This window comes from Candidatus Methylomirabilota bacterium, from assembly GCA_035260325.1.
Taxonomy (GTDB): domain Bacteria; phylum Methylomirabilota; class Methylomirabilia; order Rokubacteriales; family CSP1-6; genus AR19.
In genome coordinates this window covers 1-13,486 of the sequence record DATFVL010000233.1, presented here as the reverse complement: position 1 = coordinate 13,486, position 13,486 = coordinate 1, and the positions used below count along the sequence as shown (strand labels likewise).

Annotated in this window: 16 protein-coding genes, 1 tRNA gene and 2 rRNA genes; 14 read left to right on the top strand and 5 right to left on the bottom strand. The window is 70.4% G+C overall.

Annotated features, from left to right (window positions below; genetic code table 11):
• A 23S ribosomal RNA gene (locus VKG64_14705) occupies nucleotides 1-359 on the top strand; the annotation flags it as partial.
• A 107-nt stretch (nucleotides 360-466) separates the two neighbouring features.
• Nucleotides 467-583: ribosomal RNA gene (gene rrf / locus VKG64_14700) — 5S ribosomal RNA — on the top strand.
• Between the two features lie 118 nt (nucleotides 584-701).
• Here rrf and VKG64_14695 read toward each other — a convergent pair.
• Together VKG64_14695 and yacG are read right to left on the bottom strand one after the other, a co-directional pair.
• Nucleotides 702-1,529 (bottom strand): rhomboid family intramembrane serine protease, encoded by an 828-nt coding sequence (locus VKG64_14695; GenBank protein HKB26290.1) that lies wholly within the window; start codon nucleotides 1,527-1,529, stop codon nucleotides 702-704.
• The gene (gene yacG, locus VKG64_14690; protein HKB26289.1) at nucleotides 1,519-1,668 is read right to left on the bottom strand and encodes a DNA gyrase inhibitor YacG; all 150 of its coding nucleotides are present in this window, start codon (nucleotides 1,666-1,668) and stop codon (nucleotides 1,519-1,521) included. The genes VKG64_14695 and yacG overlap by 11 nt, the downstream gene beginning before the upstream one ends.
• Before the next feature lie 218 nt (nucleotides 1,669-1,886).
• Here yacG and VKG64_14685 point away from each other — a divergent pair, with 218 nt between their 5' ends.
• From VKG64_14685 to VKG64_14670, 4 genes are read left to right on the top strand one after another with little or no spacing between them, the layout of a single operon-like run.
• The gene (locus tag VKG64_14685) at nucleotides 1,887-4,376 is read left to right on the top strand and encodes a sodium-translocating pyrophosphatase (protein HKB26288.1); all 2,490 of its coding nucleotides are present in this window, start codon (nucleotides 1,887-1,889) and stop codon (nucleotides 4,374-4,376) included.
• A gap of 4 nt (nucleotides 4,377-4,380) precedes the next feature.
• On the top strand, nucleotides 4,381-5,013 hold the full coding sequence (locus tag VKG64_14680; GenBank protein ID HKB26287.1) for a VTT domain-containing protein: 633 nt from the start codon (nucleotides 4,381-4,383) through the stop codon (nucleotides 5,011-5,013).
• Nucleotides 4,929-5,879 (top strand): lysophospholipid acyltransferase family protein, encoded by a 951-nt coding sequence (locus tag VKG64_14675; protein ID HKB26286.1) that lies wholly within the window; start codon nucleotides 4,929-4,931, stop codon nucleotides 5,877-5,879. The genes VKG64_14680 and VKG64_14675 overlap by 85 nt, the downstream gene beginning before the upstream one ends.
• Entirely contained in the window at nucleotides 5,876-6,520 is a 645-nt protein-coding gene (locus VKG64_14670) for a hypothetical protein (protein ID HKB26285.1), read from the top strand. The genes VKG64_14675 and VKG64_14670 overlap by 4 nt, the downstream gene beginning before the upstream one ends.
• A 24-nt stretch (nucleotides 6,521-6,544) precedes the next feature.
• Here VKG64_14670 and VKG64_14665 read toward each other — a convergent pair whose 3' ends face one another.
• Nucleotides 6,545-6,946 carry a DUF5666 domain-containing protein gene (locus VKG64_14665; GenBank protein HKB26284.1) on the bottom strand — a complete coding sequence of 134 codons (402 nt, stop codon included), beginning with the start codon at nucleotides 6,944-6,946 and terminating at the stop codon, nucleotides 6,545-6,547.
• 440 nt (nucleotides 6,947-7,386) lie between these two features.
• On the opposite strand from VKG64_14665, the gene VKG64_14660 reads away from it, so the two are divergent.
• Both VKG64_14660 and VKG64_14655 read left to right on the top strand, forming a co-directional pair.
• On the top strand, nucleotides 7,387-8,418 hold the full coding sequence (locus VKG64_14660) for a transglycosylase SLT domain-containing protein (protein ID HKB26283.1): 1,032 nt from the start codon (nucleotides 7,387-7,389) through the stop codon (nucleotides 8,416-8,418).
• On the top strand, nucleotides 8,349-8,663 hold the full coding sequence (locus VKG64_14655; protein HKB26282.1) for a MoaD/ThiS family protein: 315 nt from the start codon (nucleotides 8,349-8,351) through the stop codon (nucleotides 8,661-8,663). The genes VKG64_14660 and VKG64_14655 overlap by 70 nt, the downstream gene beginning before the upstream one ends.
• Nucleotides 8,664-8,733: 70 nt before the next feature.
• On the opposite strand, the gene VKG64_14650 is transcribed toward VKG64_14655, so the two are convergent.
• Together VKG64_14650 and VKG64_14645 are read right to left on the bottom strand one after the other, a co-directional pair.
• Complete coding sequence (locus VKG64_14650; GenBank protein ID HKB26281.1) at nucleotides 8,734-9,645, bottom strand: YihY/virulence factor BrkB family protein; 912 nt, start codon at nucleotides 9,643-9,645, stop codon at nucleotides 8,734-8,736.
• Between the two features lie 55 nt (nucleotides 9,646-9,700).
• Nucleotides 9,701-9,994, bottom strand: coding sequence for a hypothetical protein (locus VKG64_14645; GenBank protein HKB26280.1), 294 nt, complete (start codon nucleotides 9,992-9,994; stop codon nucleotides 9,701-9,703).
• A gap of 209 nt (nucleotides 9,995-10,203) precedes the next feature.
• Here VKG64_14645 and VKG64_14640 point away from each other — a divergent pair.
• From VKG64_14640 to VKG64_14615, 6 genes are all read left to right on the top strand, one after another.
• Nucleotides 10,204-10,301: transfer RNA gene (locus VKG64_14640), tRNA-Sec, on the top strand.
• An 11-nt stretch (nucleotides 10,302-10,312) separates the two neighbouring features.
• Nucleotides 10,313-10,846: a DUF3105 domain-containing protein gene (locus VKG64_14635; protein ID HKB26279.1), complete on the top strand. Its 534-nt coding sequence runs from the start codon at nucleotides 10,313-10,315 to the stop codon at nucleotides 10,844-10,846.
• On the top strand, nucleotides 10,824-11,312 hold the full coding sequence (locus VKG64_14630) for a hypothetical protein (GenBank protein ID HKB26278.1): 489 nt from the start codon (nucleotides 10,824-10,826) through the stop codon (nucleotides 11,310-11,312). Before VKG64_14635 ends, VKG64_14630 begins: the two co-directional genes overlap by 23 nt.
• A 3-nt stretch (nucleotides 11,313-11,315) precedes the next feature.
• The gene (locus VKG64_14625; protein ID HKB26277.1) at nucleotides 11,316-11,600 is read left to right on the top strand and encodes a hypothetical protein; all 285 of its coding nucleotides are present in this window, start codon (nucleotides 11,316-11,318) and stop codon (nucleotides 11,598-11,600) included.
• On the top strand, nucleotides 11,590-12,990 hold the full coding sequence (gene selA / locus VKG64_14620) for an L-seryl-tRNA(Sec) selenium transferase (GenBank protein ID HKB26276.1): 1,401 nt from the start codon (nucleotides 11,590-11,592) through the stop codon (nucleotides 12,988-12,990). Before VKG64_14625 ends, selA begins: the two co-directional genes overlap by 11 nt.
• Nucleotides 12,987-13,486, top strand: a 500-nt coding sequence (locus VKG64_14615) for a GTP-binding protein (protein HKB26275.1), incomplete at its 3' end; no start/stop codon positions are given. The genes selA and VKG64_14615, both read left to right, overlap by 4 nt.

The following is a 13,486-nucleotide window of genomic DNA, read 5'->3' as shown; positions in this document are numbered from 1 at the left end:
GGTTGGGCTGTTCGCCCATTAAAGCGGTACGTGAGCTGGGTTTAGAACGTCGTGAGACAGTTCGGTCCCTATCTGTCGCGGGCGGAGGAGGTTTGACGGGAGCTGCCCCTAGTACGAGAGGACCGGGGTGGACGGACCTCTAGTGTGCGAGCTGTTCCGCCAGGAGCATTGCTCGGTAGCTATGTCCGGCAGGGATAAGCGCTGAAGGCATCTAAGCGCGAAACCCGCCTGAAGATGAGACCTCCCGGGGCGTAAGCCCCCTGAAGGGCCCTCGTAGATTACGAGGTTGATAGGCCGGAGGTGTAAGCGCCGTGAGGCGTTCAGCTTACCGGTACTAATCGCCCGTGCGGCTTGACCACGTTGTTCTCATCCATTCCTCGATCGAAGAGACGCAGCGTCTGGCTGCACTCGAGAGTCTCCGTGTTCGGTGGCCGGCGCGCGATGTGCGCCGGCTTCGATCGCGATTCCCGGTGGCGTTGCCGGAGGGGCCACACCCGTTCCCATCCCGAACACGGAAGTTAAGCCCTCCAGGGCCGATGGTACTGCGCTGGTAACGGCGTGGGAGAGTAGGTCGCTGCCGGGGTAATTTAGATCGGAGGGGGTCTCGACGACCCCCTCCGAGACCTCCCCCAGAGCAGATTGCGCGGGCGAAGCCCGCGCTCGGACGACGCCCGGGCCGATCGGCCCGGGCGTTCGTGTCTTCAGCCGGCGAATGCGGTCCAGAGCGCCAGCGCGAAGGCGACGACGGTCAGCGCGATGGCGGCGAGCGCGAGCAGCTTGTCGAGCGCCGTCTCGGCGCGGTGCTCGGCGATCGAGAGGGCGAGCCCCGACAGGAATCCGCCCGCGAATCCTCCCGCGTGGGCCCAGTTGTTCACTCCGGGCATCAAGAAGCCGAACACGAACAGCACGAGCGCCCACTGGCCGTACTGGCGCAGCACCATCCGGCCGAAGACGCCGCCGCGCTTCCGACCGAAGGCGACGATCGCGCCGAGGAGGCCGAAGATCGAGCCCGAGGCGCCGATCGTGAACGGAACGCCGAGCGAGTTGGAGACGACGAAGCCGGCGACGCCCGAGACCGTGAAGATGACGACGAGCCGCGCCGGGCCGTAGAGCTCCTCGACGGCGGGGCCGAGCTGGCGGATCCAGAGCACGTTGAACAGGATGTGCAGGACGCCGCCGTGGAGGTAGATCGCCGTGAGCAGCGTCCACCAGCGTCCCTCCGCCCACGGGACGCGGCCCGTCATCCCCAGCGCGTCGAGCGCGCGGCGCGACGGCGAGAAGATGTCGAACAGGCCCTGGGGGCGGAGCGCGGAGGCGGGATCGAACACGAGGCTCACCACGTAGAGCCCGACGCAGGCGGCCGTGACCGCGTTCGTGAAGTTCCAGGCGCGGAAGAGACGCGCGAGCGGGCCGCCGAAGCCCCACATGCCCGGGTTGCGCCGCCCGCAGACGAGACACACCGGCGCGTCGGCGTTGGTGAGCCGGCCGCACGAGGGGCAGAGGATCGCGCCGGAGGTCTTACGAAACATCGTCGCGCCGCTCGGCGGGGATGCGGTAGCGCTCGTCGAGCCATACGCCCAGGTCCACGAGCCGGCAGGTGAACGAGCAGAACGGCCGGTTCGGGTCACCCTCCCATGCCGCCGGCGCGCCGCAGGCGGCGCACCTCACCCGGCGCGCGCGGCGCGGCGTGTCGGCGTGATCGGCGCCGGTTGCTTCGGGCGCGACGACATCGTCGTTCATCGTCGCTCCGCATCGTACCGGGGGCGCGCAAAGCGTGTCAACACGCGCACTTCGAGCGCGCTCGGGCGCGTTTCGCATTGACAGGCCATCACGCGTCACGTAGAGTTTTCGTCGGTTTCACGCCCCATCCTCGAAGGAGCCAGCGTATGACTCGATTCGACCCCCGGAGTCGTCGCACCGCGCTCGCGGCCCTGACGGCCCTCGTCGCGACGGTGACCCTGGCCCTGGCGGCCGCGCCCGCGCTCGCCGCGGGCGGCGGCGAAGCCAGCCTCGTCGTCCCCGACCTCGGCACGGTGACGTTCGGCGCCGTGAGCGGCCGCGCCCTCCTCATGTGGGGGCTCGTCGTCTGCGCGCTCGGCCTCGTGTTCGGGACGGTCATCTACCGCCAGCTCAAGAACCTGCCCGTCCACGCCTCGATGCGCGAGATCTCCGAGCTGATCTACGAGACGTGCAAGACGTACCTGATCGCGCAGGGCAAGTTCCTGCTGATCCTCGAGGTGTTCATCGGCGTCATCATGGTCCTCTACTTCGGCGTGCTGCTGAAGCTCGACGCCGTCAAAGTCCTGATCATCCTCCTGTTCAGCCTGATCGGGATCGGCGGCAGCTACGGCGTCGCCTGGTTCGGGATGCGGATCAACACGTTCGCGAACTCGCGCACCGCGTTCGCGAGCCTCGAGGGCAAGGCGTTCCCCGTCTACGCGATCCCGCTCAAGGCCGGGATGAGCGTCGGCATGCTGCTGATCAGCGTCGAGCTCTTCCTGATGCTCTGCATCTTGCTGTTCATCCCTGGCGACTACGCGGGTCCCTGCTTCATCGGCTTTGCCATCGGCGAGTCGCTCGGCGCCGCGGCGCTCCGGATCGCGGGCGGCATCTTCACGAAGATCGCCGACATCGGCTCCGACCTCATGAAGATCGTCTTCAACATCAAGGAGGACGACGCGCGCAACCCGGGCGTCATCGCCGACTGCACGGGCGACAACGCAGGCGACTCGGTCGGCCCGAGCGCCGACGGCTTCGAGACCTACGGCGTCACCGGCGTCGCGCTGATCTCGTTCATCCTGCTCGCGGTGAAGACGCCGGGGGTGCAGGTGCAGCTGCTCGTCTGGATCTTCGTGATGCGCGTGCTCATGATCATCGCCAGCGGCGTCTCCTACCTGCTCAACGACGTGCTCGCGCGCGCGCGCTACGGCGCCGCCACGAAGATGAACTTCGAGGCGCCACTGACCTCGCTCGTGTGGATCACCTCGATCGTCTCCGTCGTCATGACGTACGCGGCCTCCTGGATGCTGGTCAGCGGCCTCGGCGACGGCAGCCTCTGGTGGAAGCTCTCGACCGTGATCACGTGCGGCACCCTCGCGGGCGCGATCATCCCCGAGCTGGTCAAGGTCTTCACCTCGACCGAGTCGGCCCACGTGCGCGAGGTCGTGACCTCGGCGCGGGAGGGCGGGGCGTCCCTCGACATCCTGTCCGGGCTCGTGGCGGGCAACTACAGCGCCTACTGGCTCGGCATGACCGTGGTTCTCCTGATGGGCATCGCCTACGCGGTCAGCACGCGCGGGCTCGCGGACCTCATGGTGGCGCCGGCGGTCTTCGCCTTCGGCCTCGTGGCCTTCGGCTTCCTCGGGATGGGACCGGTGACGATCGCGGTGGACTCGTACGGCCCGGTGACCGACAACGCCCAGTCGGTCTTCGAGCTCTCCGTCATCGAGACGCTCCCCGGGATCAAGCAGGAGATCCGGAAGGCGTACGGCTTCGACGTGGACTTCGAGTCGGCCAAGCATATGCTCGAGGAGAACGACGGCGCCGGGAACACGTTCAAGGCGACCGCGAAGCCCGTGCTGATCGGCACCGCGGTGGTCGGCGCCACCACGATGATCTTCTCGATCATCGTGCTCCTCACCCACGGGCTCACGCAGAACCTCGACAAGCTCTCGCTCCTGCACCCGCCGTTCCTCCTGGGGCTCATCACCGGCGGCGCGATCATCTACTGGTTCACGGGCGCCGCCACCCAGGCGGTGACGACCGGCGCCTACCGCGCGGTCGAGTTCATCAAGGCGAACATCCGGCTCGAGGGCGTGACGAAGGCGTCCGTCGCCGACAGCAAGAAGGTCGTCGAGATCTGCACGCAATACGCCCAAAAGGGGATGTTCAATATCTTCCTCACGGTCTTCTTCGCGACGCTCGCGTTCGCGTTCCTCGAACCGTACTTCTTCATCGGCTATCTGATCTCCATCGCCCTCTTCGGCCTGTACCAGGCGGTGTTCATGGCCAACGCCGGCGGCGCCTGGGACAACGCCAAGAAGATCGTCGAGGTGGACCTGAAGGAGAAGGGGACGCCGCTCCACGCGGCGACCGTCGTCGGCGACACGGTCGGCGATCCCTTCAAGGACACGTCCTCCGTGGCGATGAACCCGATCATCAAGTTCACGACGCTCTTCGGGCTCCTCGCGGTGGAGCTGGCCGTCAGGCTCACGGCCGAGCAGGGCTCCGGCCTCACCCGGCTCCTCGCCGCCGCCTTCTTCGCCGTCTCCGTCGTTTTCGTCTGGCGCTCGTTCTACGCGATGCGCATCCGGGGGGGCGCGCCCGCCGCGGCCGGGGCGGGCAAACAGGTGGGTGCGGTCGCGCGGGGCAAGTAGGCGAGTGGATGTTCTCGGCGACCTCGTCGCCGGCCTGCTGTCGGGCCGTTTCGACGACCTCGTCCGCTCGGGCGGTCTCGTCGTCCTCGTCGCGATCGTCTACACCGAGACAGGGCTCCTCGTCGGCTTTTTCCTTCCCGGCGACTCGCTCCTGATCACCGCGGGCCTGGTCGCGGCGGCGGGCGGGCTCAACATCTGGTGGCTCAACGGCCTCCTGATGGTCGCCGCCATCGCCGGCGACAGCACGGGCTACGCGATCGGCGCGCGGCTCGGCCCGCGCCTCTTCACGCGGGAGAAGTCGCTGCTGTTCAACCCGCGGCACGTCGAGCGCACACGCCGGTTCTACGCGCGCCACGGCGCCAAGACGATCGTGATCGCGCGCTTCGTCCCCATCGTCCGGACGTTCGCGCCCGTGGTCGCGGGCGTCGGCCAGATGCGGTACCGCCGGTTCCTCGTCTACAACGTGGCGGGTGGCGTCGGCTGGGTGCTCAGCATGACGTGGGCGGGCTACCTGCTCGGCCGGGCGATCCCAAACATCCGCGAGTACATGTTCTGGGTCGTCCTCGTCGTGATCGTCCTCTCCGTGATCCCGATCGGCGTCGAGATCCTGAAGGAGCGACGGCGGCGGGTGGCCTGATCGCGACCGTCGTCGTCGCCCTCGTCGGGCGGTTGCCGTCGCGCGTCGGGACGTGGCTCGGCCGCCGCCTGGGCGACGTCGCGTCGCTCCTGCTGGCCGGGCGCCGGCGCACCGCGCTCGCGAACCTGGCGCTCGCGTTTCCCGGCCTCCCCGAATCGGAGCGGCGGCGGATCTGCCGACGCTCGTTCCAGCACCTCGGCGTGATGGGCTTCGAGCTCTGCGCGACCCTCGTCCACCCTCTCGAGCACGCGCTGGCGGGAATCCGCCTGCACGGGATCGAGCACCTGCGGGACGCGGTCGCCTCGCGCGGGCGCGCGCTCGTGCTCACGGCGCATCTCGGCAACTGGGAGCTCCTGACGGTCGCCCACCGGCTCACCGGCTACCCGCTCGCGATCGTCGTGCGTCCGCTCGACTCGCCGGGGCTCGACGCGCTGGCGGACCGGCTGCGGCGCAAGTCGGGCGTGGAGCTGATCGACAAGCGCGGCGCGCTCCGTCCGGTGCTGCGGGCCCTCGCCGGCGGACGCCTCGTCGGGATCCTGCTCGACCAGAACGCGACCCGGCGCGAGGCGGTGTTCGTGCCCTTCTTCGGACGCCCCGCCGCCACCTCGAAGAGCCTCGCGCTCCTGGCCCTGCGCACGGGCGCCCCGGTCGTCCCGATCTTCGTCCGTCGCGAGGCGGGGGGCGGCCACCGCGTGACGATCCTCCCGGCGCTGCCCGCCCCCGCCCACGCGAGCGCGGACGCGCTCGTCGAGCTGACGCGACGCTGCACGGAGACGATCGAGACGGCGATCCGCGAGACCCCCGAGCAGTGGCTCTGGATCCACGGCCGCTGGCGGACGCGGCCGGCGGAGGGCGCGTCACGATGAGCGCGCGCGCTCTCGCCGTGGTCGCCCTGCTCGCCGGTACGGCGATGGCCCAGGGCCTCGACGTGGACCTCGGAGCGTACCGGAAGGCCTCGGGCGCGCACGTGGTGGGGGTGGTAAGCGGCCGGGCCTACGCCGAGCGGCCGACGCCGGCCGCCGCCGATCAGCCGCTGACGGGAACCGTCATCGTGCTCGTGCCCCGCTCGGCCGAGCTCGTCGGTCGCCTCGAGCGGATCAAGGCGCACGCCCGGGACTCGCAGAAGGCGTTCCTGGCGGCCGCGACGGAGATCCGCCTGGCGCGCGAGTCGTACGAGAAGCGGCTCTGGGAGGCGAGCTACCCCGACCTCGTGCGGGCCACCACCGTGGACCCGAGCGGCGCCTTCTCGACGGCCGACCTGCCGGCCGGCGACTGGCTGCTGATCGCCACGCGCTCGGTCTTCGTCAGCAGGCCCTCGCCCAAGGCGACATCGCGCGAGCGACAGGCATTTCCCCCGAGCCCCCGGCTCGTGGGTTACTACGCCGTGTCGGTCTGGTTGCGCGAGCTGACGGTCACCGGAGGCGGGTCCGAAACGGTGGAACTGGCGGATCGGAACGTCTGGTTCACGGGGGTCGTGGAGGATCGGATGCTGGACGCCGGCCCCTGAGCCGGCGTCCAGCAGAGCCCCCGGCTACTTCTTCTCGGCCGGCTTGGCCTCTTCCTTTTTCGCCATACCGCCGCCCCGGACGGAGATGTCCTGGGCCACGGCCTTGCCGTCCACGTTCATGTACCGGACGTGGACCGCGTCGCCGGCCTTGAGGTCGGCCACAGTGATGGACTTGCCGGCCTTTCTGATGGCCGTCTTGGCGTCCACGGCGAAGGTCCACTCGACGTTCTTCTGCTTGTCCTTGCCGGCCACCACGATGCTGTCGGCCGTGGCCGACTTCACCGTGCCGTTGGCGCTCTTCACCGGCATCTTCTTCTCCGCCTTCTTCTCCGCGGCGGGTGGCGACGTCTGCGTCTGCGCCAGGACGAGGCCGGCCGAGCCGGCCACGAACACGACTGCTACCACGAGCGCTAGAAGCTTCTTCACGTGGATCACTCCTCTGGCTGGGGTTGAGGGTCGGGTCGATGACCGCTGCATGCCCGTCCGACGCTGGCCGCGGGCCGTTTATTCGGGGGCCTAACTAGCCGCGAAGGCAGGGAGAAAGGCAGCTCCGGCTCGCGTCGGCCCCTCGGGGTTCACGTGAGTTGACCCGAGGACGACCCGCATGTGAAAATCATTCCAGTCTCCTCGCTTATATGTCGAGTCGAGCCCGATTCCTCCTCGTGGTTTTGAGCTGCCTGGGCCTCTTGGCTTCGGGCGGCTGCGCGTCGACCGCCGCCGAACCGAGCTTCGCCGAGCCGACCTTCATCGACTTTGCCGCCGTGCCCCCCGCCCTCGAGGATGCCGACCGGCTGGGTCCGAAGGTGGAACCGAAGGTCGCGCCATCCGGTTCCGAAACCGAAACGGTGTCCGGCGAGATTCCGGAAGTGGACGCCTGGGCGGAGGCCTTTGCCGAGGCGGCACGGCTCCAGGCGATCAGCCTCCCCGAGCTTCCCGAGTACCCCATCGTCGTGAACTCCCAGGTTCAGTACTTCCTCGACCGCTACACCGGCACTCATCGCTCCGTGGTCGAGACCTGGATGAACCGGTCCGGCAGGTATCTCGAGATGATCCGCCAGACTCTCCGAGGCCAGGGGCTCCCGACCGACCTCGCCTTCACGGCGATGATCGAGAGCGGCTTCGACCCGCTTGCGGTCTCTCGCGTCGGGGCGAAGGGGATGTGGCAGTTCATGGCGAAGACCGGGCGCCTGTACGGGCTGCGCGTGGACCGCTGGGTGGACGAGCGCCTCGATCCCGAGAAATCGACCGTCGCGGCGGCCGCGTACCTGCGTGATCTCCACGCCCAGTTCGGCTCGTGGCCTCTCGCCCAGGCGGCCTACAACGCCGGTCACGTGGCCGTGATGCGCGCGATCCGCGTGACCGGGTCGTCGGATTTCTGGGTGCTCCGCGGCACCAAGTTCCTCCGGCGTGAGACGAAGGACTTCGTCCCGGCCATCCAGGCTGCGACGCTCATCGGTCGCAACCCCGACCAGTACGGCTTCGAGCCGCGTGAGCCAGACGCGCTCGAGCACGAGAGCGTCACCGTCTCACCCTCGACCGACCTCCGCCGCCTCGCGACGACCGCGGGAGTCTCGTACACGGCGCTGCGCTCCCTGAATCCCGTCCTCGTGCGCGGCGTGACCCCGCCCGGCACGACGTGGGAGCTCCGGGTGCCGGCCGGGACGCGCGACGGCGTCGTTGCCGCGCTGGCCCGGCGCCGCGCGGGCGCCGTCGCCAAGGGCGGCACCGCCCGACCCGACGCGAGCAGCGGGATGCACGTCGTCCGCGCGCGCGAGACGGTGGCGTCGATCGCCAAGCAGTACGGGATCTCCGTCGTCGACCTCCTCCGCTGGAACCGGCTCGAGAACCAGGATCGGATCCGTCCGGGCGATCGCCTGCGCGTCGCCGACCTGCGCTGAAGGTCGAAGTCAGGCTCTTCGCGTCGTTCCTCGCCTACCTGCCCGCTCCGAACCGCGCCGGCGCCGCCGAGCTCGACGTGCCGGAGGACGCGACCGTGGACAGTGTCGTCCAGCGCCTCGGCATCCCGGGCGACGCGACGCGCGTCGTGCTGGTGAACGGAAGGGACGCGGACCCGGAGCAGCGGCTCGCGGCGGGCGACACCGTCGCGATCTTCCCGCCGCTGATGGGTGGCGGTGCGAGGTGAGCATGGTCGCGGCGCGAGCCGAGCTCTTCAAAAATATCGAGCCCTTCAATGGCTCGAAAAATCGTGAGCCCTAGAGCGAGGTCGGCTCGGCCGTCGCCTGCTCGACCGCCGAGTTGATCTCGGCGCCGATCAGGAGCGCGACGCCGCTCAGGTAGAGCCAGAGCATCAAGATGATGACGCCGCCGATCGACCCGTACGTCGCGTTATAGTCGTCGACCCTCGCGACGTAGAGGCGGAGCCCCAGGGACATCAGGAGCCACGCCAGCACCGCGAAGATCGCGCCCGGGGTGATCCAGTGCCAGCGCCGGCCGGCGGCGGGCGCCAGCCAGTAGACGAGCGACAGCGCCGTCAGGACGAGGAGGATCGCCGCCGGCCACTGGATCACGTTCCAGGTCAGCGTGAACGCGGCGCCGAGGCCGACCCAGCCCGCGACGACCCGGCCGATGCCGCCGCCGAACGCGAGGAGCCCGAGCCCGGTCAGCGCGAAGAGCGAGGAGCCGAACGTGAGCCCGATCGCGACCAGGCGCGCGCTCCACCAGCGGCGCTGCCCGGCGACGCGGTAGGCGACGTTCAGCGCCGTCATGATCGAGAGCATCCCGCTCGACGCGGCCCAGAGCGCGGCGAGCACGCCGACGGAGAGGATGCTTCCGCTCGCCCCCGCGACGACCTCGGCGAGCGTCTTGCGGAGGAGCGAGGCGGCGTCCGCCGGGAGCACGCGGTCGGCGTAGCCGAGCAGACGGCCCATCGTGTCGGGGAACGGCAGCATGCCGAAGAGCGCGGTCAGGAACAGCAGGGTGGGGAAGAGCGCGAAGAGGAAGTAATACGAGAGACCCGCGGCCCGGTTGAGGATCTCGTCCTCCCAGACCCGCGCGTAGACGCGCCGAGCGAGCTGCCGCAGGGAGAGTCCCCCGAGCCCCCAGGGAGAGGCCGCGCGGCTCGGTGGAGGGCTCCTGCGCTCGAGCTCTGCCACGTTCGCGGCCATCGTAGCAGGGCGCAGGCGGCCCTCGACCGGAAATCAGGCCGAGCGGCGAACCGGGCTATCGGGTCGCGGGCCGATCGCGATGGAGGTCGCGCTCGTCCTCCCTGAGATCCTTCTTGTCCTTCGCGAGCTCCTTTCGGTCCGCCTTCACGGCTTCGGCGTCGCCGGCCTTGCGGTCGGCGCGGAGCTTCTCGCGGTCCTGCTGAACCTCGCGGCGATCGCCACGGAGCTCGCGCCGGTCCTGGCGGACGTCCGGGCTCGGCGCGGGTGTCGGGGCCTGCGCCCAGGCGGTGGGCGCGCCGACGACCAATCCCACCGCGGCCGCGACGACGGCCTTCGTGAACGTGTTCATGGGGCCTCCTTGGGTGACGGTTGATCCCGTGTGGGAGCAAGCGACGTACCAATGAGTGATACGGATGACGCGATGGTTTCCGGCCACTCGCTGTCCGCCGCTGCGGCCCGGGCGTCACGCCGGGCAGAAGCTTGTCACCCGAACGACAACCGAATGCTCGGTGTTACACTCTTAAAGCTTAAGGCTCGAGCCCGGATCGAAAGAGCGCCGGAAGCGTCTAGGAACCCGGTGGGCCTCCCGGACTTCAAATCCGGTGGACCGTTCTAGACAAACGGTCGATGGGTTCGACTCCCATACGCTTCCGCCATCAGGAGACGCGTGGCCAAGCACGACCAGCGGTCGAAGGCGAGACGGCGGATGCCCCGACGGCAGCGCCTGTTCCTCACGAGCGCGGCGGTCGTCGTCGCCGCGGCCGTCGTGGCCTGGTTCGCCTACCGCGCCGTGGCGAACCTGCCGGGTCAGCAACTCGCCGACCTCGGGAACCAGCACATCCCCACGGTGGAGACGCCGCACGCGCCCTACAACTCGGACCCGCCCACCTCGGGGCCGCACCTGCCGTACATCGCGCCCTGGGGCGTGCACACGCGGCCGATCCCCCCCGAGCTCCAGGTCCACAACCTCGAGGACGGCGGCGTGCTCGTCCAGTACAGCTGCGAGTGCCCGGAGCTCGTCGCGAAGCTCCGTGCGATCGTCCAGAAGTACGACAGGCACGTCGTCCTCGCGCCGTATCCCACGATGAAGAGCCGGATCGCGCTCACCGCCTGGACGCGCCTCGAGACGCTCGACGACTACGACGGGGGACGCATCGTCCGTTTCATCGAGGCCTACCGTGGCATCGACCATCACAAGTAGGCTCGCGGCCCTCGTCGTGCTCCCCCTCGTCGCCGCCGGCTGCGGCCGCCCGTACGTCTCGCCGCTCGCGCCGCCGCCGCATCGGGCCGAGATCGAGGCGGGCTACGACGCGACGTGGGCGGCGATCGTCCGCGCCCTCGCCCGGGAGAACGTGCCGCTGCGGGCCGTCGCCCGCGACTCGGGCGTCATCGCCTCCGACGACTTCGTCGCGCCGATCGGTGTCTACGCCGACTGCGGGCGCGTCGGCGACGAGCTGCTCGAGGGCGACGCGGTCGTCGCGTTCACGGTCTTCGCCGAGCCCGACGGCGGGCGGACGAAGATCCAGGTCAATTCGAAGATGCGCACGCACATGTACCGCCGGGGCTCGAGCGGCCAGCTCCGGCCCGGGCCCGTGTACGCGTGCGCGTCGACGGGGCGGTTCGAGGCGAACCTCCTGGACACCGTCCGCGAGCTCGTCCGACCGTAGCCCATGGCGTCACGGCTCGCCGACCTCATCCGCAAGGCGCGGCGCCTCGCCGCCGAGCGCGACAAGCTCATCGACGGCCTCGCCACCGAATGGGCGCGCGCGCTCCGCGGCCAGGGCCTCTCCGCCGCCGACCTGGACGAGCTGTGGGCCGGCCTCGTCGAGGAGGCCGTCCGCCGCGGCGGGCAGGGTGGCGAGGGGAAGTGGACGGCCCAGGCGTGGCGTCACGAGACACAGGAGGTCATCGCCCGCGTCCGGAAGAAGGTCGAGGCCGCGCTCGATGAGCGCTGACCGCGCCGCCGCGCTCCGCAGCCTGCCGTCCGTCGACCAGCTGCTGCGCCGGCTCGCGGCCGCCCCCGAGCTCCGCGGGATCCCGCGCGCGCGGCTGACCGCGCTCGTGCGCGAGACGCTCGAGGCCGAGCGCCGCCGCGTGCTCGCGAGCCAGGCGTCGCCGAGCGACGCCGAGGCGCTGGCGGCGCGCGTCGTGGAGGCGGCGCGGCGGGCGGGACGGTTCTCGCTCCGGCCCGTCGTGAACGCCCAGGGCGTCGTGCTCCACACGAACCTCGGGCGGGCGCTCCTGAGCCCGCTCGCCCTCGAGCGGATGACGGCCGTGGCCTCCGCCTACTCCAACCTCGAGCTGGACCTCGCGACCAAGGAGCGGGGCTCGCGCTACAGCCACGTCGAGCGGCTGCTCCGCGCGCTGACGGGCGCCGAGGACGCGCTCGTCGTCAACAACAATGCCGCCGCCGTGCTGCTCGCCCTCGAGACGCTCGCCCACGGCCGCGAGGTCGTCGTCTCCCGCGGCGAGCTGATCGAGATCGGCGGCGAGTTCCGGATCCCCGATATCATGCTCCGGAGCGGCGCCGTGCTCCGCGAGGTCGGCACGACGAACCGGACGCACCTCCGGGACTACACCGACGCGATCGGCCCGAGCACGGGCCTCCTCCTGAAAGTCCACACCTCGAACTACCGCGTCGTCGGCTTCACGGCCGGGGTGAGCTCGAGCGAGCTCGCCGCGCTCGGCCGCGAGCGCTCGATTCCCGTCATGGAGGACCTCGGCTCGGGCTCGCTGCTCGACCTCCGCCCGTACGGCTTCCCCTACGAGCCGGCCGTCCCCGAGGTGGTGGCGTCCGGCGTCGACGTCGTGACCTTCTCCGGCGACAAGCTCCTCGGCGGGCCCCAGGCCGGCATCATCGTCGGCACGCGGGCGATCGTCGCGCGCCTCAAGAAGAACCCGTGGAACCGCGCGCTCCGGATCGACAAGCTCACGCTCGCCGCGCTCGAGGCCACGCTCTACGCCTACGAGGCCGGGGCGGCGCGCGAGACGATCCCGACGCTCCAGATGCTGACCGAGCCGCTCGCGGACGTGCTGCGCCGGGCGCGGCGCGTCCTGCGGGCCGTGCCGCCCGAGCCGCGCGAGCGGCTCGGGCTGCGGGTCGACGAGGACCACGCGCAGGTCGGCGGGGGGGCGCTGCCGACGGTCGAGCTGCCCTCGGCCGGCCTCGCCGCCGGCAGGACCGGGGCCGACGCGCGCCGCCTCGATGAGGCGCTCCGCACGGGCGAGCCCCCGGTGATCGGGCGCCTCAGCGAGGACCGGCTGTTCCTCGATTGCCGCACGGTGCTCCGGTCACAGGTGCCGACGCTCGCGCAGGCGCTGGTCCGGGCCGCGGCGGCGCTGTGAAGCACGTCGTCGTCGGCACGGCCGGCCACATCGACCACGGCAAGACCTCGCTGGTCAAGGCGCTGACCGGGATCGACACCGACCGCCTCCCCGAGGAGAAGGCGCGCGGCATCACGATCGACCTGGGCTTCGCGTTCCTCGAGGAGCCGGGCGGGCTCACGATCGAGATCGTGGACGTCCCCGGCCACGAGCGCTTCGTGAAGAACATGCTCGCCGGGGTCGGCGGCATCGACCTCGCCATGCTGGTGATCGCGGCCGACGAGGGCGTGATGCCGCAGACGCGCGAGCACCTGGCGATCTGCTCCCTCCTGCGCATCCCCCGCGGCCTCGTGGCGCTGACGAAAACCGACCTCGTCGAGCCCGACTGGCTCGAGCTCGTGCGCGAGGACGTCGCCGGCCTCGCGCGCGGGACCTTCCTCGCGGGCGCGCCGATCGTCCCCGTGTCGGCGAAGACGGGCGCGGGGCTCCCCGAGCTGCGCGCGGCGCTCCGGCGCCT

What these genes read in the sequence shown, in the direction of transcription:
- VKG64_14695 (HKB26290.1), bottom strand. Translation starts at nt 1,529, where the DNA reads ATGTTTCGTAAGACCTCCGGCGCGATCCTCTGCCCCTCGTGCGGCCGG.
- VKG64_14685 (HKB26288.1), top strand. Translation starts at nt 1,887, where the DNA reads ATGACTCGATTCGACCCCCGGAGTCGTCGCACCGCGCTCGCGGCCCTG.
- VKG64_14670 (HKB26285.1), top strand. Translation starts at nt 5,876, where the DNA reads ATGAGCGCGCGCGCTCTCGCCGTGGTCGCCCTGCTCGCCGGTACGGCG.
- VKG64_14650 (HKB26281.1), bottom strand. Translation starts at nt 9,645, where the DNA reads ATGGCCGCGAACGTGGCAGAGCTCGAGCGCAGGAGCCCTCCACCGAGC.
- VKG64_14645 (HKB26280.1), bottom strand. Translation starts at nt 9,994, where the DNA reads ATGAACACGTTCACGAAGGCCGTCGTCGCGGCCGCGGTGGGATTGGTC.
- VKG64_14625 (HKB26277.1), top strand. Translation starts at nt 11,316, where the DNA reads ATGGCGTCACGGCTCGCCGACCTCATCCGCAAGGCGCGGCGCCTCGCC.
- selA (HKB26276.1), top strand. Translation starts at nt 11,590, where the DNA reads ATGAGCGCTGACCGCGCCGCCGCGCTCCGCAGCCTGCCGTCCGTCGAC.